The 21,650-nt window shown below is 61.2% G+C and carries 21 protein-coding genes and 1 riboswitch; of the genes, 13 read left to right on the plus strand and 8 right to left on the minus strand.

Annotated elements, in window-relative coordinates:
* Positions 1 to 305: 305 nt before the first annotated feature.
* Positions 306 to 1,118, minus strand: coding sequence for a 3'(2'),5'-bisphosphate nucleotidase CysQ (gene cysQ, locus G5533_RS18005; RefSeq protein ID WP_421255268.1), 813 nt, complete (start codon positions 1,116 to 1,118; stop codon positions 306 to 308).
* 37 nt (positions 1,119 to 1,155) lie between these two features.
* The gene (nudE, locus tag G5533_RS18010; protein ID WP_168769989.1) at positions 1,156 to 1,764 is read right to left on the minus strand and encodes an ADP compounds hydrolase NudE; all 609 of its coding nucleotides are present in this window, start codon (positions 1,762 to 1,764) and stop codon (positions 1,156 to 1,158) included.
* A gap of 144 nt (positions 1,765 to 1,908) precedes the next feature.
* Between nudE and yrfG the strand changes: the two genes are divergently transcribed.
* Positions 1,909 to 2,589, plus strand: coding sequence for a GMP/IMP nucleotidase (gene yrfG / locus G5533_RS18015; RefSeq protein ID WP_421255267.1), 681 nt, complete (start codon positions 1,909 to 1,911; stop codon positions 2,587 to 2,589).
* An 85-nt stretch (positions 2,590 to 2,674) separates the two neighbouring features.
* Here the strand turns inward: yrfG and G5533_RS18020 are convergent, their stop codons facing one another.
* The 4 genes from G5533_RS18020 to G5533_RS18035 all read right to left on the minus strand — a co-directional run bounded on the left by G5533_RS18020 (position 2,675) and on the right by G5533_RS18035 (position 5,276).
* The gene (locus G5533_RS18020) at positions 2,675 to 2,887 is read right to left on the minus strand and encodes a hypothetical protein (RefSeq protein ID WP_040067337.1); all 213 of its coding nucleotides are present in this window, start codon (positions 2,885 to 2,887) and stop codon (positions 2,675 to 2,677) included.
* 114 nt (positions 2,888 to 3,001) lie between these two features.
* The gene (locus G5533_RS18025; RefSeq protein ID WP_076494508.1) at positions 3,002 to 3,340 is read right to left on the minus strand and encodes a DUF1294 domain-containing protein; all 339 of its coding nucleotides are present in this window, start codon (positions 3,338 to 3,340) and stop codon (positions 3,002 to 3,004) included.
* A complete protein-coding gene (locus G5533_RS18030) occupies positions 3,337 to 3,927 on the minus strand; it encodes a sugar O-acetyltransferase (protein ID WP_245148108.1) in 591 nt (196 codons plus the stop codon). Before G5533_RS18030 ends, G5533_RS18025 begins: the two co-directional genes overlap by 4 nt.
* An 86-nt stretch (positions 3,928 to 4,013) precedes the next feature.
* The gene (locus G5533_RS18035) at positions 4,014 to 5,276 is read right to left on the minus strand and encodes an MgtC/SapB family protein (RefSeq protein ID WP_245148107.1); all 1,263 of its coding nucleotides are present in this window, start codon (positions 5,274 to 5,276) and stop codon (positions 4,014 to 4,016) included.
* A gap of 217 nt (positions 5,277 to 5,493) precedes the next feature.
* Here G5533_RS18035 and G5533_RS18040 point away from each other — a divergent pair, with 217 nt between their 5' ends.
* The 11 genes from G5533_RS18040 (at position 5,494) to G5533_RS18090 (ending at position 15,700) form a co-directional block, all read left to right on the plus strand.
* Positions 5,494 to 6,495 carry a sulfate ABC transporter substrate-binding protein gene (locus G5533_RS18040; RefSeq protein WP_058056498.1) on the plus strand — a complete coding sequence of 334 codons (1,002 nt, stop codon included), beginning with the start codon at positions 5,494 to 5,496 and terminating at the stop codon, positions 6,493 to 6,495.
* A gap of 56 nt (positions 6,496 to 6,551) precedes the next feature.
* A complete protein-coding gene (locus G5533_RS18045; RefSeq protein WP_245148106.1) occupies positions 6,552 to 7,127 on the plus strand; it encodes an RBBP9/YdeN family alpha/beta hydrolase in 576 nt (191 codons plus the stop codon).
* A 271-nt stretch (positions 7,128 to 7,398) separates the two neighbouring features.
* On the plus strand, positions 7,399 to 8,238 hold the full coding sequence (cysT, locus tag G5533_RS18050; RefSeq protein WP_441255186.1) for a sulfate ABC transporter permease subunit CysT: 840 nt from the start codon (positions 7,399 to 7,401) through the stop codon (positions 8,236 to 8,238).
* Positions 8,235 to 9,125, plus strand: coding sequence for a sulfate ABC transporter permease subunit CysW (gene cysW, locus G5533_RS18055; protein ID WP_041209036.1), 891 nt, complete (start codon positions 8,235 to 8,237; stop codon positions 9,123 to 9,125). Before cysT ends, cysW begins: the two co-directional genes overlap by 4 nt.
* Before the next feature lie 22 nt (positions 9,126 to 9,147).
* Positions 9,148 to 10,215 carry a sulfate/molybdate ABC transporter ATP-binding protein gene (locus G5533_RS18060; RefSeq protein ID WP_042030337.1) on the plus strand — a complete coding sequence of 356 codons (1,068 nt, stop codon included), beginning with the start codon at positions 9,148 to 9,150 and terminating at the stop codon, positions 10,213 to 10,215.
* 123 nt (positions 10,216 to 10,338) lie between these two features.
* Positions 10,339 to 11,286 (plus strand): HTH-type transcriptional regulator Cbl, encoded by a 948-nt coding sequence (gene cbl, locus G5533_RS18065; RefSeq protein WP_216979557.1) that lies wholly within the window; start codon positions 10,339 to 10,341, stop codon positions 11,284 to 11,286.
* 194 nt (positions 11,287 to 11,480) lie between these two features.
* Positions 11,481 to 12,692: a threonine synthase gene (locus G5533_RS18070; RefSeq protein WP_040096709.1), complete on the plus strand. Its 1,212-nt coding sequence runs from the start codon at positions 11,481 to 11,483 to the stop codon at positions 12,690 to 12,692.
* Complete coding sequence (locus G5533_RS18075) at positions 12,689 to 13,354, plus strand: amino acid ABC transporter permease (protein WP_441255187.1); 666 nt, start codon at positions 12,689 to 12,691, stop codon at positions 13,352 to 13,354. The genes G5533_RS18070 and G5533_RS18075 overlap by 4 nt, the downstream gene beginning before the upstream one ends.
* Before the next feature lie 92 nt (positions 13,355 to 13,446).
* On the plus strand, positions 13,447 to 14,109 hold the full coding sequence (locus tag G5533_RS18080) for an amino acid ABC transporter permease (protein WP_159142968.1): 663 nt from the start codon (positions 13,447 to 13,449) through the stop codon (positions 14,107 to 14,109).
* On the plus strand, positions 14,106 to 14,867 hold the full coding sequence (locus G5533_RS18085) for an amino acid ABC transporter ATP-binding protein (RefSeq protein WP_441255189.1): 762 nt from the start codon (positions 14,106 to 14,108) through the stop codon (positions 14,865 to 14,867). Before G5533_RS18080 ends, G5533_RS18085 begins: the two co-directional genes overlap by 4 nt.
* Positions 14,864 to 15,700 (plus strand): transporter substrate-binding domain-containing protein, encoded by an 837-nt coding sequence (locus G5533_RS18090; RefSeq protein ID WP_257686871.1) that lies wholly within the window; start codon positions 14,864 to 14,866, stop codon positions 15,698 to 15,700. The genes G5533_RS18085 and G5533_RS18090 overlap by 4 nt, the downstream gene beginning before the upstream one ends.
* A gap of 150 nt (positions 15,701 to 15,850) precedes the next feature.
* On the opposite strand, the gene gbpA is transcribed toward G5533_RS18090, so the two are convergent.
* Complete coding sequence (gbpA, locus tag G5533_RS18095; RefSeq protein ID WP_441255191.1) at positions 15,851 to 17,272, minus strand: N-acetylglucosamine-binding protein GbpA; 1,422 nt, start codon at positions 17,270 to 17,272, stop codon at positions 15,851 to 15,853.
* A gap of 65 nt (positions 17,273 to 17,337) precedes the next feature.
* Positions 17,338 to 17,423: riboswitch (cyclic di-GMP riboswitch) on the minus strand.
* Between the two features lie 265 nt (positions 17,424 to 17,688).
* Entirely contained in the window at positions 17,689 to 19,371 is a 1,683-nt protein-coding gene (locus G5533_RS18100; protein WP_216952126.1) for a methyl-accepting chemotaxis protein, read from the minus strand.
* Positions 19,372 to 19,644: 273 nt separating this feature from the next.
* Here G5533_RS18100 and G5533_RS18105 point away from each other — a divergent pair, with 273 nt between their 5' ends.
* On the plus strand, positions 19,645 to 21,489 hold the full coding sequence (locus G5533_RS18105) for a M3 family metallopeptidase (RefSeq protein WP_441255193.1): 1,845 nt from the start codon (positions 19,645 to 19,647) through the stop codon (positions 21,487 to 21,489).
* The last annotated feature ends 161 nt before the right edge of the window (positions 21,490 to 21,650 follow it).

Below are 21,650 nucleotides of genomic sequence, written 5' to 3' on the forward strand. Positions count from 1 at the left end.
GGTTCACAGAATGGAACAAAACTGATATTTGTGATTTATGTGAAATATAAAACCAAAATTTAATCTACTATCATTTTTTTATTTTGGCTAATCAGGTGTTTTCAGAATTACGTGAAAAATCGTACCATTTCTCGCCGACCGATTGTGATGTTTCACTATCATTTCGCTTCTTTGCCAGCGTATCACGCTGTGCAAGCGCGCTTTGGCCAGCGGATCACACCGGCCATCACACCGGACAACGACTCTGAAAAAGCAGGCGGCCATCGGGCCGCCTGCATGTCTGGAGTGATGATATCGCTACTCGTCTAGTGGGCAAGAATGTTGCCCCAGGCGAGATCCGGATCCCCCATCACGATAAAGTCAGGGTTCTCCAGCGATTCGGTTTCGTTGTAACTGAGTGGCTGCAACGCCAGGCTGAGGATACGGCCACCGGCTGCCTCGACGATGCACTGGGCGGCGGCGGTGTCCCACTCGCCGGTGGGGCCGAGCCGCACGTAGCAATCGGCCGCCCCTTCCGCCACCAGACAGGATTTGAGGGAGCTGGAGCCGAGCGGGATCAGCTCGTAGTTGATGGCCGGGTTGAGACGGCGGGTGAGGTTTTCCAGCTTCTGGCGGCGGCTGATGGCCACCACCAGTGAGTCGGGCTGGTCATGCTCGTGATGCATGGCGCTGATGGGCAGTACCTCGCCATTCACCTCCTTGAAGGCGCCGTAGCCGCGCACCGCCCAGTAGAGCACGTTGGACTCGGGGGCGTAGATGACCCCGAGCACCGGCACATTGTCCCGCACCAGGGCGATCAGGGTGGCGAAGTCGCCGCTACCCGCGATGAACTCACCTGTACCGTCGAGAGGATCCACTAGCCAGTACTGCCGCCAGTTGGATCGCTGGCTGAAGGGGATGTCGGCCGCCTCTTCGGTCAGCACGGGAACGTGGGGAGTGAGCGCCGACAGTGCCTGTTTGAGGTAGGCATCGGCAGCAAGATCGGCACTGGTGACCGGGGTCGTATCCTCCTTCAGCTGACGCTCGAACTGACCGCCATGATAGATGTCGTGAAGGATCCTTCCGGCTTCGCGGGCAATCTCCTTGACCCCCGGCACCCAGGCCAACAACTCCTGCATCTCGTTATCCTCTGTCTGTTAACTGCCCGTCTGCGGGCTACTCTGCCTGCTCGGCCAGCCACTTCTGGGCCAGTAGCAGGGCACTGATGCTGCGCGACTCGGTGAAGTCGGGTCGCGCCAGCAATTCATCGATCCGGTTGAGGGGCCAGGGGATCACCTCCAGCGGTTCGGGTTCATCGCCGATCCGCTGTTCGGGGAAGAGATCCCGGGCCAGTAAAATGTCCATCCGGCTGGAGAAGTAACCGGGGGCCAGCGACACCTGTTTGAGTAGGGTCAGGCTGTTGGCGCCAAACCCCGCCTCCTCCATCAGCTCCCGGTTGCCCGCCTCGAAGGCATCTTCGCCCGGGTCGATCAGCCCCTTGGGAAAGCCCAGCTCGTAGGAGTGGGTGCCGGCGGCATATTCGCGCACCAGCAGCAGGGTGTGGGCATCGAACAGCGGCACCACCATGACGGCGCCCCGGTTGCCGCCGCGCATCCGCTCGTAGACCCGCTCTTCGCCGTTGGAGAATTTGAGGTGGAGGGACTCCACTCTGAACAGCCGACTCTCGGCCACGATATCGGCCTTGAGGATCTCCGGTTTGCTCTTGGGATGATCCAGTTGGTCGGCTGAGATGTGCTCGGGTTTGCTCTTGTGAGGGTCGCTCATCGGACGCTGGCTGCTCGTTAAAAAATCGTGCTTCAAGAGTAAACGACTCTCACACCGAACACCACGGGCCAGGGATGGCAAAGGGGGAGGAAAAATCCGTTATACTGCCGCCCCGTTTTCCGAGATCAGCGATCAAGAGGCCCGATGCCACACTCCCGCGCTACCACCTTGCCCTGGCACCAGATAGATACCGTCTTGCTCGATATGGATGGCACCCTGATCGATCTGCATTTTGACAACCACCTCTGGCAGCAGCTGGTGCCGGAGCGTTACGCCGAGCGGCTCGGTCTGCCGCTGGATGAAGCCAAAGCGCAGATCGACGTCCACTATCACGCCGTCAACGGCACCCTCAACTGGTACTGCGTGGATTACTGGAGCGAGACCCTGGGGCTCGATATTCGTGCCCTCAAGCAGGAGCTGCTGGCGAAGATCCAGTGGCGTCCTCACGCCATCCCCTTTCTGGCCGAGCTGCGCGCCGCGGGCAAGCAGTTGGTGCTCTTTACCAATGCCCACCCTGCCAGCCTGTCGGTGAAGGATGCGCAGTTGGGACTAAGCGATCATCTGGATTTGATGGTGAGTACCCACGAGCTGGGCTGGTCGAAGGAGAGCCAGTACTGCTGGCAGGCGCTGGCACAGCGGCTGGCGTTCGATCCGGCCCGTACCCTGTTTGTGGATGATAGCGAGCGGATCCTGCGGGCTGCCGCCGACTACGGTATCGGCTATCAGCTGGCGATCCAGAATCCGGACAGCTGCAAGCCGGAGCAGAACATCACCGCTTTTCCGGCGATCCGCGATTATGCGGAGTTGCTGCCGCTGGCAATCTGAATTTGCTGAAACGAGAGAGGGCTGCATCATGCAGCCCTCTTTCTTTGATTTGAATTTTGGTTATCTGACGCCTGATGGCGAAAAATCACAGCTCCCGAAACGGGCGCCGTTTCTCTTCCTCGATGACGATCGCCTCCAGATTGGCGATCCGCTCCTGTAGCTCTCTTATGATCATATCCTGCTTGCCGAGGCGATCGGTGATGCGGGCATCCCCCATCTGGTAGCGAGCTCGCTTGCCGAGGTATCCGAACAATAGGCTGATAAATACGATCAGGACGATGCCTGTCCACATGGTCATGTCACGACTCCTTGTCGTCTATAAACGGCGAAAACGCTGATGGGATCTGTTCTGTTTTCTCACAGCCGCCAATTGGCCGCAATGGGTCCCGTTTCGCCTTTGTGATGCAGTTGGCTATTGCTGCCAGAGTGGCCGCCCGACCCAGAGCGCCCACAGTGTGAGGTGCAGCAGCACGATAAACCAGAAGACCAGCCGGTAGCTGCGCTTCTGGGTCTTGTGACGCAACCACTGGCGGGCCACCAGTGCGCCCGGCCAGCCGCCGCACAGCTCCAGCAGATGGAGCCTCGATTCGGGAATGCGCCACTCGCCGCGCACTGCCTGCCGCTTGTCCCAGGCGTAGGCGGCCACCGTGAGCAGGCTCATGGTGAGCAACACGGCCAGCGGCCACCACTGCTGCTCGCCGAGGCCGAGCCAGAGGGCTGCGCCCAGTGGCAGCAGTGCCAGCGCCATCACTGGGCCAGCTCCCAGCAGCGCTCCTCGTCCTGCTTGAGGGTGCGGATCACCCTGGCCGGATTGCCCACCGCCACCGAGTCGGCCGGGATGTCGCGGGTGACCACGGCGCCGGCGCCAATGATGGAGCGCGGCCCTATGGTGACGCCGGGGCAGATGATGGCGCCGCCGCCAATCCAGCAGTCGTCACCGATCCGCACTGGCTTGTTGTAGGCAGTCCAGTTGCGTCGTTCCAGATAGTTCATGGTGTGGGTGGCGGTGTAGATCTGCACGTTGGGGGCCAGCAGCACATGGCTGCCGATGTGCACTTCGCCCACGTCGAGAATGGTGACGTTGAAGTTGAAGAAGGTCTTCTCGCCGATATGGATGTTGCGGCCAAACTCGCAGGTAAATGGCGTGCTGATCCAGCAGGAGTCGGGGCAGTGGCCGAACAGCTCGCGGCAGATCTGCTGGCGCAGAGGGGCATCGCCCGCCGATGAACTGTTGAGTTTGGCCAGCAGCGCCTGACCGCGGATCCGGTCGTTCGCTATCTCCTCGCTCTGGTCATCCAGCGCCCCGCCTGCCAGTACCTTGTCCCAGTCGCTCGCCATTGCTACCTCCTCATGCTGCAAGAGCAGGCAGTATACGTGACTGTCAGGGGCGCCGTCAGTCTGTCACTTGTTGCAGGTGATCCCCGTCAACCTGTGGGCCAGACGAGGGGCAGGATCAGCAGGGCCGAGACGAAGTAGGGGAGCAATACCCGCAGCCCGAGACTGCGCCCGCCGATGCCGAGGGCCAGCAGCCCCTTCACCAGCGAGTTGACCAGACCGGCCAGCAGGATGCCGCGGGCCGCCACCTCCAGCGCCAGCTCCTTGTGGGAAAGCTGGGAGAGCGACAGCGTGATGGCGTCCACATCGGTGATCCCCGACACCAGCGACAGCAGATAGACCCCGGAGTTGCCCACCTTGTCTTGCAGCAGAGTTGCCATAAAGCCGATCAGCGCCAGCAGCAGGCCGAACTTGATGGCGGTGGACAGATCGAGCGGGTTGCTGGTTTCCGGCTGTACCGGGCCGTCAGTTAGCTCCTCGCGCTGGCGCCAGAACCAGAAGGCAAAGCCGTAGACTGTGGTGGCCAGCAGCAACAGGGGGGCGATGAGGCGCATCGCCAGTTCGCTGTGAATCAGCAGTACCAGTACCAGCAGCCGCAGCCACATGGTGGCCCCTGCCAGCAGGATGCCGGTGGCCAGCAGTCGCTCCAGCCCGCCCTGCTCCTTGTTGAGACGGGCGAACTGCAGGGTAAGGGCGGTGGAGGAGGCCAATCCCGCCAGTATGCTGGTGAGCACCAGTCCGGCGCGGGTGCCGAGCAGGCGTACCGCGAAGTGGCCACAAAACGAGATGCCGGCGATCACCACCACCATCAGCCAGATCTTGAAGGGGTTGAAGGCGTCGAGGGGGCCCATCTCCTCGTTGGGCAGCACCGGCAGCAGCACCAGCGAGATAAGCAGAAAGCGCAGGGTAGCGTGGAATTCGGTCTCGCTGAGAAACAGCATCCCCTGCTGGATCTGTCCCTTCAAACCCATCAACAGGGCGGCCAGCACGGCGCAGGCCACCGCCTCGCTCGGGCTCAGCAGTACCGACATCAGCCCCAGCAAATAGGTGAGCAGCATGGCTACCGAGCTGGTGAGACCAAACTCCCCTTGCCAGCGCTGGGCCAGCCAGACCGAGAGGCCGCAACCGATCACCACCGCCAGCAGGCCGAGCAACGGTAGCCAGGGGCCCAGAGTCGGCAGCAGTAAACCGCACACCCCGCCAAGCAGGCCGATAAGGCCGTAGGTACGCATCCCGGCGATGCGCTGGTTATCCCCCAGCTGGCGCACCTGCCAGCCCCGCTCCAGCCCGATGATGAGGCCGATGGCCAGCGAGACCAGGGCACCGTTGACGGGTTCTGCATTGATCCACATAACGACTTCCTTTTCGTCATCTGCCTGCCTTGTTCCCATGATGGCACAGCGCTTGAGGTCACAGAGGGGCGTGGCTCACAGAGTCTGCGTCTGGCTCCTTGTGGCGTGTGGCTGCCTGATATGAGCAAAAGAGATAAGCAAAGAGTTATTTCTTTCTTCTGGGCATAACAACTCCACGGCATGCTGTTCTCAACCCAACAAGATATGGAGAATCACCATGAAACTGCGAATGACCGCCCTGACCCTGCTCTCTCTGCTGGCATTTGGTCAGGCCAATGCCGCCGAGATCCGCCTGCTCAACGTCTCTTACGATCCGACCCGCGAGCTGTTTCAGGAGTACAACGCCGCCTTTGCCAAGGAGTGGAAGGCCAAAACCGGCGACGACGTGGTGGTGAGCCAGTCTCACGGTGGCTCCGGCAAGCAGGCCCGCGCTGTGGTGGATGGACTGGAGGCCGACGTGGTATCGCTGGCGCTGGCCTACGATGTCAACGCCATCGCCAAGGAGGGGCTGACCGCTGCCGACTGGCAGAGTCGCCTCGGCAACAACGCCTCGCCCTATACCTCCACCATTGTCTTCCTGGTGCGCAAGGGCAATCCCAAGCAGATCAAGGATTGGGATGATCTGGTGCGCAAGGATGTCGCCATCGTGACTCCCAACCCCAAGACCTCCGGCGGGGCACGCTGGAACTATCTGGCCGCCTGGGGCTATGCCCTGAAGAAGAGCGGCAGTGAAGAGGGGGCCAAGCAGTTTGTTGGCGATCTATTCAAGAACGTGAAGGTGCTGGACTCAGGCGCCCGCGGTGCCACCACCAGCTTTACCGAGCGCGGTCTCGGTGACGTGCTGCTGGCGTGGGAGAACGAAGCCCTGCTGGTGCTTGGTCAGGCGGGTGCCAGCGACAAGTTCGAGCTGGTGGTGCCTTCGGTCTCCATTCTGGCGGAGCCGCCGGTCGCGGTGGTGGACAAGGTGGCCAAGAAGCACGGTACCGAAGCTGTGGCCAAGGCCTATCTCGATTATCTCTACTCTGACGAGGGGCAGCATATCGTCGCCAAACATCACTATCGCCCCAGCAACCCGGCGATCCTGAAGGAGACGGCAGCCCAGTTCCCGCAGCTTGCCTTCTTTACCGTCAAGGATCTGGAAGGGGATTGGGAGAAAGCCCAGAAGAAACACTTCGCCCAGGGCGGTCTGTTTGACCAGATCTATCAGCCGGGTCGTTGATAGCTTCGTTATCCATCACTGAACTGGCCCCTGTGCCAGCCGATAGGAGCACCAAGATGAACAAGATCCTCCTGGTTCCCGGTCTGCACAACAGTGGGCCGGATCACTGGCAGAGCCGCTGGCACGATCATTTTCCCCAATGGCAGCGGATGACCGGGCTACCGTGGGACAAGCCGGACCTCAGGGTCTGGAGTGCCAAGCTGGCGAGCAAGCTGAAACGTCGCCGCAGCCGGGTCCATCTGGTGGCTCACTCCTTCGGCGCCCTGACCGCCATCGCGGCGGCCCGCTTGCAGCCGGAGAAGGTGGCCTCGATCTTTCTGGTGGCGCCCGCCGATCCTGCCCGTTTTGGCATTGCGGATGAGGCCTTGGCCGGGCCGCTGCAGGTATCGGCCCAGCTGGTGGCCAGCCGCAATGATCCCTGGATGAGCTTTGAACGGGCCGAATACTGGAGCCGTCAGTGGCAGGTGCCGCTGTTCGATGCCGGTGAGGCGGGCCATATCAATGCCCAGTCAGGTCATGGGGATTGGCATCAGGGGCTGCATTTGCTGGGGGCTCTCTACCGCCGTGGTGAGCTGGTAGTGGCACCGGTCAAGGCCACATCGCCCCGGCCGGTCGTATTGGGCTTTCGCTAGGTATCTGTGAAGTGGTTGGAGGGTTGTCGGGCGCGCTGTTCGCTGGCTACTCCATGCCCCCGTTCTTTGAATGCTCCGCTCCGTATTGCTCCATTTCTTAGGTCTTTTATTTATATAAAAGACCTTTTTTTATTTGGAGTGCGCCAAGAGCCTTGTGACTCTGCGGTTAGACAAAAAAGTGATTAGCAAAGTCGCAATTGATGTTTGTTGCCGATGAGGGGAGTGAGCAGAATCACCATATCGAAAATTCTTCATAACAGATGGATGTGTTATGCGATTTGGTTCTTATTCTGTCCTGCCCGGTTTTGGCCCCACCCTGGGGTTCAGCCTGCTCTATCTGGGCCTGCTGGTGCTGTTGCCGCTCTCGGCCCTGGTGCTGTTTGCGATCAACAACCTGACCGCCGCCGAGTTCTGGCAGGTGATCGGTTCACCCCGGGTGCTCGCCTCCTTTCGCCTGAGCTTCGGTGCGGCCTTTGTCGCGGCGCTGCTCAACAGCCTGTTCGGCCTGATCCTGGCCTGGATCCTGGTGCGCTACACCTTCCCCGGTCGTCGACTGGTGGATGCGTTGATCGACCTGCCATTCGCCATGCCGACCGCCGTTTCCGGCATCGCCCTGTGCGCCATCTTCGCCCCCAACGGCTGGATCGGCCAGTTGCTGGCGCCGCTCGGCATCCAGCTCGCCTACAACCCTATCGGGGTGGTCATCACACTCACCTTTATCGGATTGCCGTTTGTGGTGCGTACCCTGCAGCCGGTGCTGCGGGAGGCTGAAACCGAGCAAGAGGAGGCGGCCGCCAGCCTCGGCGCCGATCGCTGGCAGACCTTTCTGCGGGTGCTCTGGCCGACCCTGGTGCCTGCCCTGCTCACCGGTTTTGCGTTGGCGTTTGCCCGTGCAGTGGGGGAGTACGGCTCCGTCATCTTCATCGCCGGCAACCTGCCGATGGTTTCGGAAATCGCACCGCTGATGATCATGAGCCATCTGGAGGAGTACGACTATGCCGGCGCCTCTGCCATTGCCGTGGTGATGCTGCTGATCTCATTCATTTTGTTACTGCTAATCAACAAGTTGCAGGCCTGGAGCTGGTCTCGTATCGGAGGGAGCCGGATATGAACGCATCGACACTCGCCCTTGAAGTCGCCCCTGTGGAGGTTGCTCCCGTGCGCAAGGCTCCGACCGTGATCCGCGAGCCCCAGTGGGTCAAATGGCTGCTCATCACGGTGGGTCTCGGCTGGTTTGCCGCCCTGTTGCTGCTGCCGTTGGCCACCGTCTTTATTCAGGCGCTGAGCCCCGGGTTGGTCTTCTTCTGGCACGCCATCAGCGAGCCGGATGCCCTGAGCGCCCTCGGTCTGACCGCACTGGTGACCCTCTGCGCCGTTCCCCTCAATCTGCTGTTCGGGATTGCCGCGGCCTGGGCCATCGCCCGTTTCCGCTTCCCCGGTCGCCAGCTGCTCATCACCATCATCGATCTGCCCTTCTCGGTGTCGCCGGTGATCGCCGGTCTGATGCTGGTGTTGATGTTCGGCAGCCGCGGCTGGTTCGGTGACTGGCTGAGCGAACATGACATCAAGATCATCTTCGCCACCCCGGGGATCATCCTGGCCACCACCTTCATTACCGTGCCCTTCGTGGTGCGCGAGCTGCTGCCCCAGATGGAGGCGCGCGGCCCGGAAGAGGAGGAGGCAGCCATCATGCTGGGGGCGAGCGGCCTGCAGATGTTCTGGCGCGTCACCCTGCCCGGCATTCGCTGGAGCCTGATGTACGGCCTGCTGCTCTGTACCGCCCGTGCGGTGGGGGAGTTTGGCGCCGTGTCAGTGGTTTCCGGTCATATTCGCGGCCAGACCAATACCCTGCCGCTGCATATCGAGATCCTCTACAACGAGTACCAGACCGGCGCCGCCTTTGCTGTGGCCAGTCTCTTGGCTCTGTTCGGGATCTTCACCCTGCTGGGTGAAACCCTGTTGGCCCGGCTGCGTGCCCAGCCCACCAAATCTCACTGATCACCGTTTTAAAGAGGCAGCCATGAGCATTCAGGTTCAACAACTCAACAAGCATTTCAATCAGTACGCGGCGCTGGCAGACATCAACCTCGACTTTCACGACGGTGAGCTGGTGGCGCTGCTCGGCCCCTCCGGTTGCGGCAAGACCACCCTGCTGCGGATCATCGCCGGGCTGGAGCAGGCCGACAGTGGCAGCGTCATCATCCGTGGTGAGGACGCCTCGGATCTCCATGTGCGTGAGCGCAACGTCGGCTTCGTGTTCCAGCACTACGCCCTGTTTCGCCACATGACGGTGTTTGAAAACGTAGCGTTTGGCCTTAGGGTCAAACCGCGCAGCGAGCGCCCGGCCGAGGCGGCCATTCGCGCCCGGGTCAAGGAGCTGCTGGATCTGGTGCAACTCAGCCACGTGGCCGAGCGCTATCCGACCCAGCTCTCCGGCGGTCAGCGTCAGCGGGTTGCGTTGGCCCGCGCGCTGGCGGTGCAGCCCAAGGTGTTGCTCTTGGACGAGCCCTTCGGCGCCCTCGATGCGCAGGTGCGCAAGGAGCTGCGCCGCTGGCTGCGCGAGCTGCACGACGAGCTGCACGTCACCAGCCTGTTCGTCACCCACGATCAGGAGGAGGCGCTGGAGGTAGCGGATCGGGTGGTGCTGATGAACGCCGGACGGGTCGAGCAGATTGGCACCCCGGCCGAGGTCTACGACCAGCCCGCCAGCTCCTTCGTCCACAGCTTCCTCGGCAGTGTGAATCAGTTCCGCGGTCGGGTGGCGGAGCAGGGATTCGGCATCGGCGAGCAGCTGCTCGGCGGGCCGTCGGCTTCCCATCTTGCTCACGGCAGTGCCGCTATCGCCTATGTCCGTCCCCATGAACTGGAGATTCTGCCAGCCGATGCGCCGGGCGGGATCCGCGCCACCATCACCCGTCTGCTGCCCATGGGGCCACGCATTCGGGTAGAGCTGCGTGGTGATGGCGAGACCAAAGGGGCTCACTACGAAGCGGAGCTGAGCAAGGAGGCGGCCAAGCAGTTTGCTCCGGGACAGGGGGTGCGGCTGGTGGCCAGACAGGCGCAGTTCTATCCCGATTACCAGATTTGATGTTTTGTTGCGGGTGGCATGGCTGCCCGGGTTCAGGTGCTCTGCCGGGGCATGATCCGGCCAAATAACAAAAATGAGGGGGTGACCAGATTGTGTCGCCCACTCTTCGCAGGAGGCGACAAGGTGAATTTTCAGCAGTTACGAATTATCCGGGAGGCAGCGCGGCGGGATTACAACCTGACCGAAGTGGCCAACGCCCTTTTTACCTCGCAATCCGGGGTGAGTCGCCATATCCGCGAGCTGGAAGAGGAGCTGGGGATCGAGTTGTTCATCCGCTACGGCAAGCGGCTGCTCGGCATGACCGAGCCGGGCAAGGAGTTGCTGGTGATTGCCGAGCGCATTCTCAATGACGCCAACAATATCCGCAAACTGGCCAGCACCTTTGCCAACCGCGACTCGGGCCGCTTGCTGGTGGCGACCACCCATACCCAGGCCCGCTATGCCCTGCCGCGGGTGGTGAAGGCGTTTCGCGAGCAGTTTCCGCTGGTGCAGCTGGAGCTGCGTCAGGGCAGCCCGGAGGAGATAGTGCGGCTGGTGCAGAGCGGTGAGGTGGATATCGGCATCAGCAGCGAGCAGCTCGACAAAAGCGAAGGGGTAGTGGCATTCCCCTACTACCGCTGGCACCACAATATCGTGGTGCCCGAGCAACATCCGCTTACTGGCGAGCGGGATCTGACGCTGGCGGCGCTGGCCAACTGGCCCATCGTCACCTATCAAGCCGGGTTGACCGGGCGGGTGCGGGTGGATGAGGCGTTTGCTGCGGCTGGCATCGAGCCGCAGATCCTGCTGACGGCGCAGGACTCCGATGTCATCAAGACCTATGTCGAGCTGGAGATGGGGGTCGGCATACTGGCTGATATGGCGTTCGACGCCCAGCGTGATCAGGGGCTGGTACAGCTCGACGGCAGCCATCTGTTTGCCCCCCACACCGCCTGGATTGGCCTCAAGCAGGGGCAGTTCCAGCACAACTTTGCCTGGCAGTTTATCCAGCTCTGCAACCCCGAGCTGGCGCTGGCGGATATTCAGGCCCGCGCCATGGGCAGCGAGCCCGCCCTCGACTTCCAGATTTGAATCGGAATAGACGACAGAAGGGGAGCCAATGGCTCCCCTTCTTTGTTGCTGGCAGATGAGATTGCCAGCGAAAACAGACGGCTTCATATGAATTTTTTCACTTAGGATTTCCAGTTAATTTTGTTTGTTATCCGGCACTTGGGTTGCAGGATGGAATAAGTGACTGACCAAAGTCGATCCATTCAGGATAAAGCATGCCGTATAGCTACCTATCACATCTGCGTTGCAGCAAGAGTGGCGAGATCCATGAGGCTGACCAGCCCTGGCAACTGAGCCGGGCAGGTGCGCCACTGCTGGCCAGCTACGATCTCGATGCGCTGAAGCGAGCATGGCACCCGGCGGCATTGCTGGGGCGCCCGGCCAGCCTGTGGCGTTATCACGAGTTGCTGCCGGTACGGGATCCCGCCCACGTTGTGACGCTGGGGGAGGGATTCACCCCACTGCTACGGCTGCCTACGCTGGGCAAGCAGATCGGTATTCCGGATCTCTGGATGAAGGATGAGAGCGTCATCCCCACCGGCTCCTTCAAGGCTCGTGGTGCAGCGGTGGGCATCTCCCGCGCGCGTGAACTCGGCGTCACTCACTTCGCCATGCCGACCAACGGCAACGCAGGCGCTGCATGGGCGCTCTACGGTGCCCGTGCCGGACTGCGCAGCACCATCGTTATGCCGCAGGCAGCTCCCGCCATCACCCGACTGGAGACCTCCCTCGCCGGTTCCCGCCTCTATCTGGTGGATGGCCTGATCAGCGATGCCGGTCGTCAGGTGGCGCAGGCGGTGGCGGAGCAATCCCTGTTTGACGCCTCAACCCTGAAGGAGCCCTACCGGATTGAGGGCAAGAAGACCATGGGGCTGGAGATTGCCGAACAGCTGGGCTGGACCCTGCCGGATGTGATCATCTATCCGACCGGTGGCGGGGTCGGCCTCATCGGTATCTACAAGGCGCTGCGCGAGCTGCAGGAGCTGGGCTGGGTCAAGGGCGCGTTGCCCAGACTGGTCGCGGTACAGGCGAGTGGCTGCGCGCCCATTGTGCAGGCGTGGCAACAGAGAGCCACCGAATCGAGCTTCTGGCCCGACTCCCAAACGCTGGCTTTCGGCATCAATGTACCCAAGGCACTGGGAGATTTTCTGGTGCTGGACGCCCTCTATCGCACCGAGGGTTGCGCCATCGCGGTGGATGACAAGGCCATCCAGAGCGAGATCCGCCAGCTTGCCTCTCGCGAGGGCAGTTTTGTCTGCCCTGAGGGGGCCGCTGCGTTTGCTGCTGCTCGTCAACTGCGCGAGGCTGGCTGGATCCGTGGGGGAGAGCAGGTCGTGGTGCTCAATACCGGTACCGGCATCAAGTACCCGGATGCGATCACTGTGCTGCCCCAGCGTCTGCAGCGTGACGGGAGGATCCCGGCATGAATCTGGATCTGCCCTTTATCGTCACAACGCTGCCCGCCTTCGGCAAGGCGGTCTGGGTCACCTTGCAGCTGGGAACCATAGTGATCCTCACTTCGCTGGCGGTCGCCTTGCTCAACGTCGCCCTGCTGAGCCTGAACAAGCGGCCGCTCAGCGCCCTGATCCGCGGATATGTCGAGCTGGCCCGCAACACGCCGCTGCTGATCCAGCTCTTCTTCCTCTATTTCGGGCTGCCTGCGCTCGGCTTGTCGCTCTCCGGGTTTACTACCGCGGTGATTGCCATGACCTTTCTCGGCGGTGGTTATCTGACCGAGGCGCTGCGGGCGGGCATTCAGGCGGTGCCCGCCAGTCAGCTGGAGGCTGGCAGGGCCATCGGGCTTTCTCGCTGGCAACTGCTGCGCCACGTGCAGTTGCCCCAGGCCTGGCTCGCCAGCCTGCCCGCGCTGTTTGCCAACTTCATCTTTCTGCTCAAAGAGACAACCGTGGCTTCGGCGGTGGCGGTGCCAGAGCTGCTCTACACCACCAAGAATTACATCGCCCTCTACTACAAGACCTACGAGATGCTGGCGGTACTGACCTTGATGTGCGTGCTGATCTTTCTGCCGCTCTCCCTCGCTCTGCGCGTCGTTGAAAGGAGGCTGCAACATGGTCAGTTCGGTCACTGAATCGCTAATGCAGGCGAGGATCCCGATGTGGGCACTTATCTTCCAGCTGCCGCAGTCATTCGCCACCGAGGCGCAGGAAAGGAGGGCTCAATATGGTCAATTCCGTTACTGAGCAGCTGACGCAGGCGTTGCCACTGCTGGCGGTGGGCGCAGGCCAGACCCTCGCCATCTCGCTGCTGGCCATCCTGTTTGCCACCCTCGGCGGTATCGCTTACGGCGTGTTGGCACAACAGGGCGGCCGGTTGGTGCGGGGTCTGCTGCGGCTTTATCTCGAGCTGTTTCGGGTAGTGCCGGTGCTGGTGTGGCTCTATCTCTTTTTCTTCGGGTTGCCGATCTTTTTCGGCCTCGATATTCCGGCCTTCTGGTGCGCCGTGCTGGTACTCGCCCTCTGGGGCGCCAGCGAGGTGGGAGAGGTGGTGCGCGGTGGCCTCAACTCCCTCGCCCGTGGTCAGCAGGAGGCCGGGTTGGCGCTCGGGCTCTCGACCTGGCAACTCTATCGCCATGTGTTGCTGCCGCAGGCGTTGCAGCGGCTGACGCCGCCGACCATCAACATCTACACCCGCATCATCAAGACCAGTTCGCTGGCGGTGCTGATCGGGGTGGTGGAGGTTATCAAGGTGGGCCAGCAGATCATCGAGCGCACCTATGGCTCGCTGCTTATTTACGGTCTGCTGTTTCTGTTCTTTTTTCTGGTCTGCTATCCGCTCTCGCTCGCCTCGCGCAGGCTGGAGCAACAATGGGGTAATGCGGTATGACACCTCTGCTTGAACTCGCTTCTGTCAGTAAACAGTTCGGCCCGAATCTGGTGCTGGATCGGATTAGCCTCAGCGTGCGCGCCGGGGAGGTGATCGTCATCCTGGGGCCAAGCGGCTGCGGCAAGAGCACATTGCTGCGCACTCTCAACGGGCTCGAGCCCATTCAGGGTGGCGAGATCCGCTTCGATGGTGTGCTGCTGGATGGTGCCACCGACTGGCAGCGGGTGCGCCAGCGGATTGGCATGGTGTTCCAGAGCTATCACCTCTTCCCCAACCTGACGGTGCTGGAAAATGTGCTGCTTGGCCCCCTTCAGGTGCAAAAACGGGAGCGAGCAGAGGCGCTGCTGCAAGCCGAGCAGCTGCTGACCCGCATCGGCCTGTGGGAGCGGCGCCATGACTATCCGCGCCAGCTCTCCGGTGGTCAGCAGCAGCGCATCGCCATCGTGCGGGCGCTGTGCATGAACCCGCAGGTGATGCTGTTTGACGAGGTAACCGCCGCCCTCGACCCCGAGATGGTGCAGGAGGTGCTGGAGGTGATCCGCGATCTCGCCGGCAGCGGCATGACCCTGCTTATCGTCACCCACGAGCTGGCCTTCGCCCGGGCGGTGGCGGATCGCATCGTCTTCATGGATGGCGGCCACATTCTGGAGCAGGCCGCCCCCCACCAATTTTTTGACAATCCCTGGAGCCAGCGTGCGCGCCAGTTCCTCGCCAAGTTTTCTTATACAAATGTCATCAAACGAAAGGAGTCAGCATGAAAAAAATCACCTCGGTTCTGCTTAGTGCCTTATTGGGACTGGGTATCGCCAGCAGCGCTGCCCATGCGGCGGACGGTTCCCTCGACAAGATCAAGGCGCGGGACAAGCTCATCGTCGGCGTCTTCACCGATAAGCCGCCGTTTGGCTACGTGGACGAGAAGGGGAACTACGTCGGTTTTGATACTGACCTCGGCCGCCGCTTCGCCAAGGATCTGCTGGGGGACGAGAACAAGATCGAGTTCGTGGCGGTGGAGCCAGCCAGTCGCATCCCCTTCCTGCAGAGCGACAAGGTGGATCTGATCCTCGCCAATATGACGGTGACCCCGGAGCGGCGGGAGGTGGTTGATTTCACCAACCCGAACCTGCGAGTCGCGGTACAGGTGCTGGTGCCGGAAGGGAGCCCGGCCAAGAAGCTCGACGATCTGGCCAGCAAGACCCTGATCGTGACCACCGGCACCACTGCCGACATCTGGCTGACCCGCAACCACCCGGAGTGGAAGGTACTCAAGTTCGAGAAGAATACTGAATCCCTGCAGGCGCTGGCGCAGGGTCGTGGCGACGCCTATGCCCAGGACAACCTGGTACTGTTCAGCTGGGCCAAGGAGAACCCGGGCTATCGGGTACTGCCCGAAAAACTGGGCTCGGAAGATCCCATCGCCCCGGCGGTGAAGAAGGGCAATATCGAGCTGCGTGACTGGGTCAACGACCGTCTCGCCAAGCTGGGGGAAGAGAAGTACCTGCTGAAACTCTATGACCAGTATGTGCGTGACAAGCTGAGCCCTGATACCGATCCGAATGATGTGATTGTCGAAGGAGGAAAATGGCAGGGTTAATGGACAAACCCTGTTTTGAAGAGTGTGTTGAGTGTGTGAAGTAAGTGAAGAGTGAGGTCTTGGTTCCGTTGGTATGCAAACCGCAAGGTTTGATTTTTCCGGGCGTCCCCTGCTAGAGAGGACGCCCTTTTTTATTTGCCCAAGCGTGGGTTAGTGCACTTCATCCCACGCCATCTGCCAGTGGGAGCCGATGCCCGGCTCGTACTGGGTGGCTGTGGTGGTCCACTGCTGGCAGTAGCCGCTGTAGGGGAAGGGCTTGCACTGATAGACCTTGCCATTTTTCGGCTGCTGCACCTTGGTGCCGGCGGCATAGGATTTGAGCGAGTTCGGGAAGACGAAGTCGTATTCGCCGCTGCTCTGCTCCTTGAACATCAGATCCATGGTCTGCTGAATGGTCTCGCCGCCCGTTTTCGGGGTGGCCTTGATCACCAGCTGGTGGTGACCGGCCTTGAGCCCTTCCAGCGCCATGGTGAAGGTGTGGCTGCTGTCCTTGATGTCAGCGCTGCTTTCACCCTTGGCGACGCCGCCGTGGTCATAGAGGGTGTTGGTGACGGCCAGATCGCCCTGTGCGGTGACGGTGAAATCGAGGGTTGCCTTGCCGTTGTCCAGCACATAGTCGCTGGCCAGACCGCTGACGCTGATGCTGTCCACTACCGGCGGCTGCAGCTGTTGCAGATCAATCTCGACTCGATCCAGTTTGCTGTCTCGATGCAGATAGACGGGGTTCATGCCGTAGATCGGATTGAACTGGCCATCGGCTCCTTGCTGACCGGCGCGGATCAGGCTCTGCTCGGCGTTGAGCTTGCCGGCGAGGGCATGGGCCCAGTTGTTCTTCTGGCCCTGCTCGGCATTGGTGATGGTCAGCACGGTCTGCAGATCGGGGCGCTCGCCGTTGGCATCGAATACCCGGGTCATCGCCTTGTCACCCACCGCGAGGTCGATGGAGGGGTAGATGGTGCCGGCCTGGCTCCACTCCAGCGGCGGCTGGCTACCATCTTTGAACTTGGCATCGATGATGTTGTAGAAGCTGTTGCTGGTGTCGCCCACTTCCCACACGCCGAGGATCACCTGATAACCGGTGCGCTCCGGCAGGACACAGTTATGGGTCACCTGCTTGGGCGGCTGCACCATGTTGCCGTCGATGACGCAGAAGGGGGTCAGGTCGAACGAGTCGCGAGTGAGCGGTTGATTGGGGTTCCAGTCCTGCTTGGTGAGGTAGTAGCGCCAGTTGCGGGTGACGTGGTTGGCGGTGAAGGTCCAGCTGATGGCGAAGGGGCCGGGCTGTATTTCACGCTTGGTCCAGCGGTCGCTGGTCTGGATGTTCAGCTCGCTCCAGCGCGGGCTGCCCGCCGAGGCGATTTGACCATCCTGCGGGCCGGTTTGCGGGAAGCCTGATGGCCCCTCCACGCTCTGGGGTTCCCACTGTACGCCTCCACACTGGCTGTTGCCGCCGGTTTTGCACAGGTAGTTGCGGCTCTCGGGCTGGCTGATGTAGCCATGAGCCAGGGCGCTGCCGCTGGCCAGCAGGGCCAGCACCGCCGCGATGTGATTGAGTTGGATTTTTGCTGCCATACATTCCTCTGTTCGATAGATGTGGGCAGTCAGTTGGCCAGGGAGTTCCCCGATGCACACTTGCGTGTGGCAACCCCGCTATCCTGGACAAAACGTCTGTAGACCGGAGGCTTTGCGTCCCGACCTTTCGGTCAGTTTGCCAAATGACTAGATGGTTAGTGATGGGCCAAATGTTCGGCCATCAGCATTGTGCACCGCATTGATTAATTATTTGAAGTTGAATGTTTAAATGCATAATCCGGTGGCACAAAAAACGTTCTAACTGGCTGTTTTTAAATTGTTCTCTTGTTTATGAATGGCGTCGAATGCCGTTGAATATGCCGATAAGATGCATGCTTGCTGCGCGTTTTTCGGCTTAAAAAAACCTGCCAGCCGAGCTGGCAGGTCGAGTGACAAGGCGACACGGATTGACGCCATCAATGGCGGGCGCGCTGCTCGCTATTGGAGTGATGTAGAGTTGGCATCATAGGAGTCTTGCTGGACTCCTTGCCCAGTTTGAACACCGCAAGCCGCTCATCCAGGCTGCGGGAGAGACCGGCCAGCAGTTCGCTCTCCTGCGCCAGTTGCGAGGCGGACTGGGACATCTCGAGCGCCGAGTCGTTGATGCCGCTGACGTTGCGATTCATATCCTCGGCCACCATGCTCTGCTGTTCGGCGGCGGTAGCGATCTGGGTCGCCATGTCGCTCACATGCTGGATATGGTTGACGATCAGAGTGAGATCCTGACCCGCTTGTTGTGACTGGTTGACGCTGCTTTCGGCCAGTTTTCGGCTGGCATCCATGGCATTGGCAGCAGTGACGGCCCGTTGCTGCAACTGGGCGATGGTGCTCTGGATCTCTTCGGTGGACTGGCGGGTACGACTGGCCAGCTGGCGCACTTCATCGGCGACTACGGCAAAGCCACGCCCCTGCTCGCCAGCACGGGCGGCCTCTATGGCGGCGTTGAGAGCCAGCAGATTGGTCTGATCCGAGATGGAGCTGATGACGGCGGTCACTTCACCGATCTGCATGACCCCCTCTTTGAGCTGGTTGACCTGCAGGGTGGCCTGCTCCACCTCGGTAGCCAGCGCCTTGATGCCGTGCACACTGGCGTGAACGTCACGGTTGCCGAGGCCAGCTTCTCCGGTCGCTTCCTGGGTATCCCGCGCGGTATTTTCGGCATGCCCGGCCACATCGGAGATGGTGGCGCTCATCTCGTTCATGGCTGTGGCGAGCTGGGCCAGCTGATCCCGCTGGCTGCTCACCGCCTGATTGGTTTGCTCGGCGGAGGCGGCGATGCGCAGGGCTGCATCGGCCACGTTGCGGGCACCCAGACTGGCCTCCAGCAGGGCGTGACGAATGGCATCGAGACTCTGATTGGTACAGCGGGCGACCATGCCCAGCTCATCCTTGCCATGTACCGGGATGCTCACCACCAGATCCCCCTGGGCGACCCGTTGCATGGCGTTGTTGATCTGGTTGAGGGGGGAGACGATGGAGCGGGTGATGCGCCAGCCCAGCAGCCCCATCAGCAGGGTCACAATGGCGGTGGCGCTACCCATCTTCATGTACTGGGCCCAGATGGTCTGCTGGATATCCTGCAGCAGCATGCCGGAACCGAGGATCCAGCCCCAGGGTTGATAGCCTGACACCATGGAGAGCTTGTCAGCAGTTTCGCCCGATGGGCCGCTCCAGACATATTGCAGGGTGCCCTGTTTGCCTCCCTTGGCAATATCGACCATCTGCAGCCAGAACTGCCCGGCGGTGGCACCTGTTCCTTCCCCCATGGTCTGGCCGACCAGCTCCGGCCGGATGGGGTGCACCAGCATCTGGCGGTTCTCATTGATCACGAACAGATAGTTGTTGTCGTCAAAGCGCATATTGGTCAGCAGCTTGCGTGCCTCTTGCTGCGCCTGCTCCATAGGCAGGGTGCTGGCCAGAAACTGGATCTGGCTCATGGCCTGGCTTAATACCGCATTGAGCCGCGCCTCTCGCTCACTCATCAGATTGCGCTGGAGCGCGTTGGCCGAGATGAACAGCAGCGAGACAAAACCGACAAACGCCAACGTGAGCAGCAAAAACAATTTGCGGCTCACGGTGATATCACCGAGCTTGAACATGACGAAACCCTCATTCCCTGTTGATTTTCTATGGCTCGTTACTGCGGCAGCCAATTGCTTGATGTAACAACTTATTTACTATTAACCAGTGGTCGCGCGCCCTTAAATGAGCGTTTTGACAACAGTATAGCCAGCAGACAGCACTCCCCATTTTTTGGTAGCGTGTTCAGGCGCATCCCTGCGCAATTTTTGCCAAAGAGTGTGAATCATTTGGCATTTCACTAAAAATGGAGTGGGCCCCGCTGCGGGTGACCCCATAACAAGAGGGAATTTATGAGTTCCATTGCCAGGAATTACTTCAACCAGCTCAACGCCGACTATCTGCAGGTACACAGGCGCAAGGAGGATCTCTTCTGGTCCACCTATATGGGTACCAGCGACGATCAGGCCGGTTTTACCGCGGCCGAGCAGGCCTACAAGGCTTTTTGCGCCAATCCGGCCCGTCTGCCCGAATTGCGGGAGATGCTGGCGCAGGCCGACGAGGATGATATCAAGCGCGGTCTGCAAGGCTGGATCGCCTTCTTCGAGTGCAATGTGATTGAAGATCCCGCCGCTGCCGCCCTGATGGATGAGCTGGTGGCTGCCGAGGCGGCGCTGTTCGCCCGCCGCAAGGGGCTGAAACTGACCCTGCTGGATGAGCAGGGCCAGCAGGTGGCTGGTAGCCTACCCGCCGCCAGTACCTCCCTTGCCGCCAGCCCGAGCGAGGCGGTGCGCCAGAGCGCGCTCGCCATGTTCCACACCCTGGAGCAGTGGGTGGTCGGCAATGGTTTTCTCGAGGTGGTGGCGCTGCGCAACCGCTTTGCCAGCGCCATGGGCTATCGCGACTACTTCGCCTACAAGGTGCGCAAGAACGAGCAGATGAGCCCGGAGCAGTTGTTCGCCATCCTCGACGACTTCATTTCCCGCACCGACGCCCGGCTGCAGCAAAGCCTTGCCGAGCTGAAAGCGGCCAAGGGGGAGGCGGCCCTGCTGCCCCATAACCTGCGCTACGCCATCAGTGGTGATGTAACCCGCCAGCTCGATCCTTATGTGCCCTTCTCGCGGGCGCTGAAGGATTGGGTCGAGAGCTTCCGTCGTCTCGGCATCCAGTATCGCGGGGCGACCCTCACCCTGGACTTGCTGACCCGGGAGGGGAAATACGAGAACGGCTTCTGCCACGGCCCGGTGCCGAGCTTCTTCCAGCAGGGGGAGTGGATACCTGCGGTGGTCAATTTCACCAGCCTGGCCGATCCGGCGCAGGTGGGCAGCGGCTGGAGCGGGCTCAACACCCTGTTCCACGAGGGGGGCCACGCCGCGCATTTTGCCAATGTCACCGGCAATGCCCCCTGCTTCTCACAGGAGTTTCCGCCCACCTCTATGGCTTATGCCGAGACCCAGTCGATGTTCTGCGACAGCCTGCTGGACGATGCCGACTGGCTCAAACGCTACGCCAGAAATGCGGCAGGAGAGGCGATCCCCGATGCGCTTATCAAGGAGATGATCGCCGCCCGTCAGCCGTTTCGCGCTTTTAACGAACGTCAGATCGCGCTGGTGGCCTACTTCGAGCGGGATCTCTACGCCATGGATGAGGCTGAACGTACTCCCGAGGCTGTGCTGGCGCTGGCCCGCAAGTGGGAGCGCAAGATCCTCGGTGTCGAGAGCCCGCGCCCGCTGCTGGCCATTCCGCACCTCCTTAATCAGGAGTCGGCCTGCGCCTATCACGGCTACCTGCTGGCGCTGATGGCGGTGGAGCAGACCCGCGCTTACTTCCTCAAGCGCGATGGCTACCTCACCGACAACCCGCGCATCGGGCCGGATCTGGCCGCCCACTACTGGGGGCCGGGCAACGGCATGACTCATGATGAGACCCTGCGCAGCCTGACTGGTGAAGGCTTCAGTGCCGTGCCGCTGGCCGAGGCGTGCAACCTGAGCGCCGCTGAGGCGTGGCAACAGGCGCAAGCCTGCATGGCCGCAGCCCAGCAGCGCCCCGCGGCTGGCGAGGGAAGCCCGCTCGATGCCCATATCCGGGTGGTCCACGGCGCCGAGCTTATCGCCGACAACAACGAGTCGGAAACCCGCATGCTGGCCGACTTCGAGGCGTGGATCGTCAACCATTACCAACCGGTTTCAGCCGAATAATCCGCACAGCTCCCGGTGATCAGGCCGGGAGCTGTGCTTTTCATGGTTATTCGTTGTCGTAACCGTGGCAGACGCTGCCATATTATTGGCAGGTGCGCGACACAGTTTGTCGCCTTGCCGATTGGGTCCGCATTTTGCCATCAGATATGTATTCATATGAA

Origin of the sequence: Aeromonas sp. A600620 (genome assembly GCF_029479985.1) — a bacterium.
Classification (GTDB): domain Bacteria; phylum Pseudomonadota; class Gammaproteobacteria; order Enterobacterales; family Aeromonadaceae; genus Aeromonas; species Aeromonas veronii_A.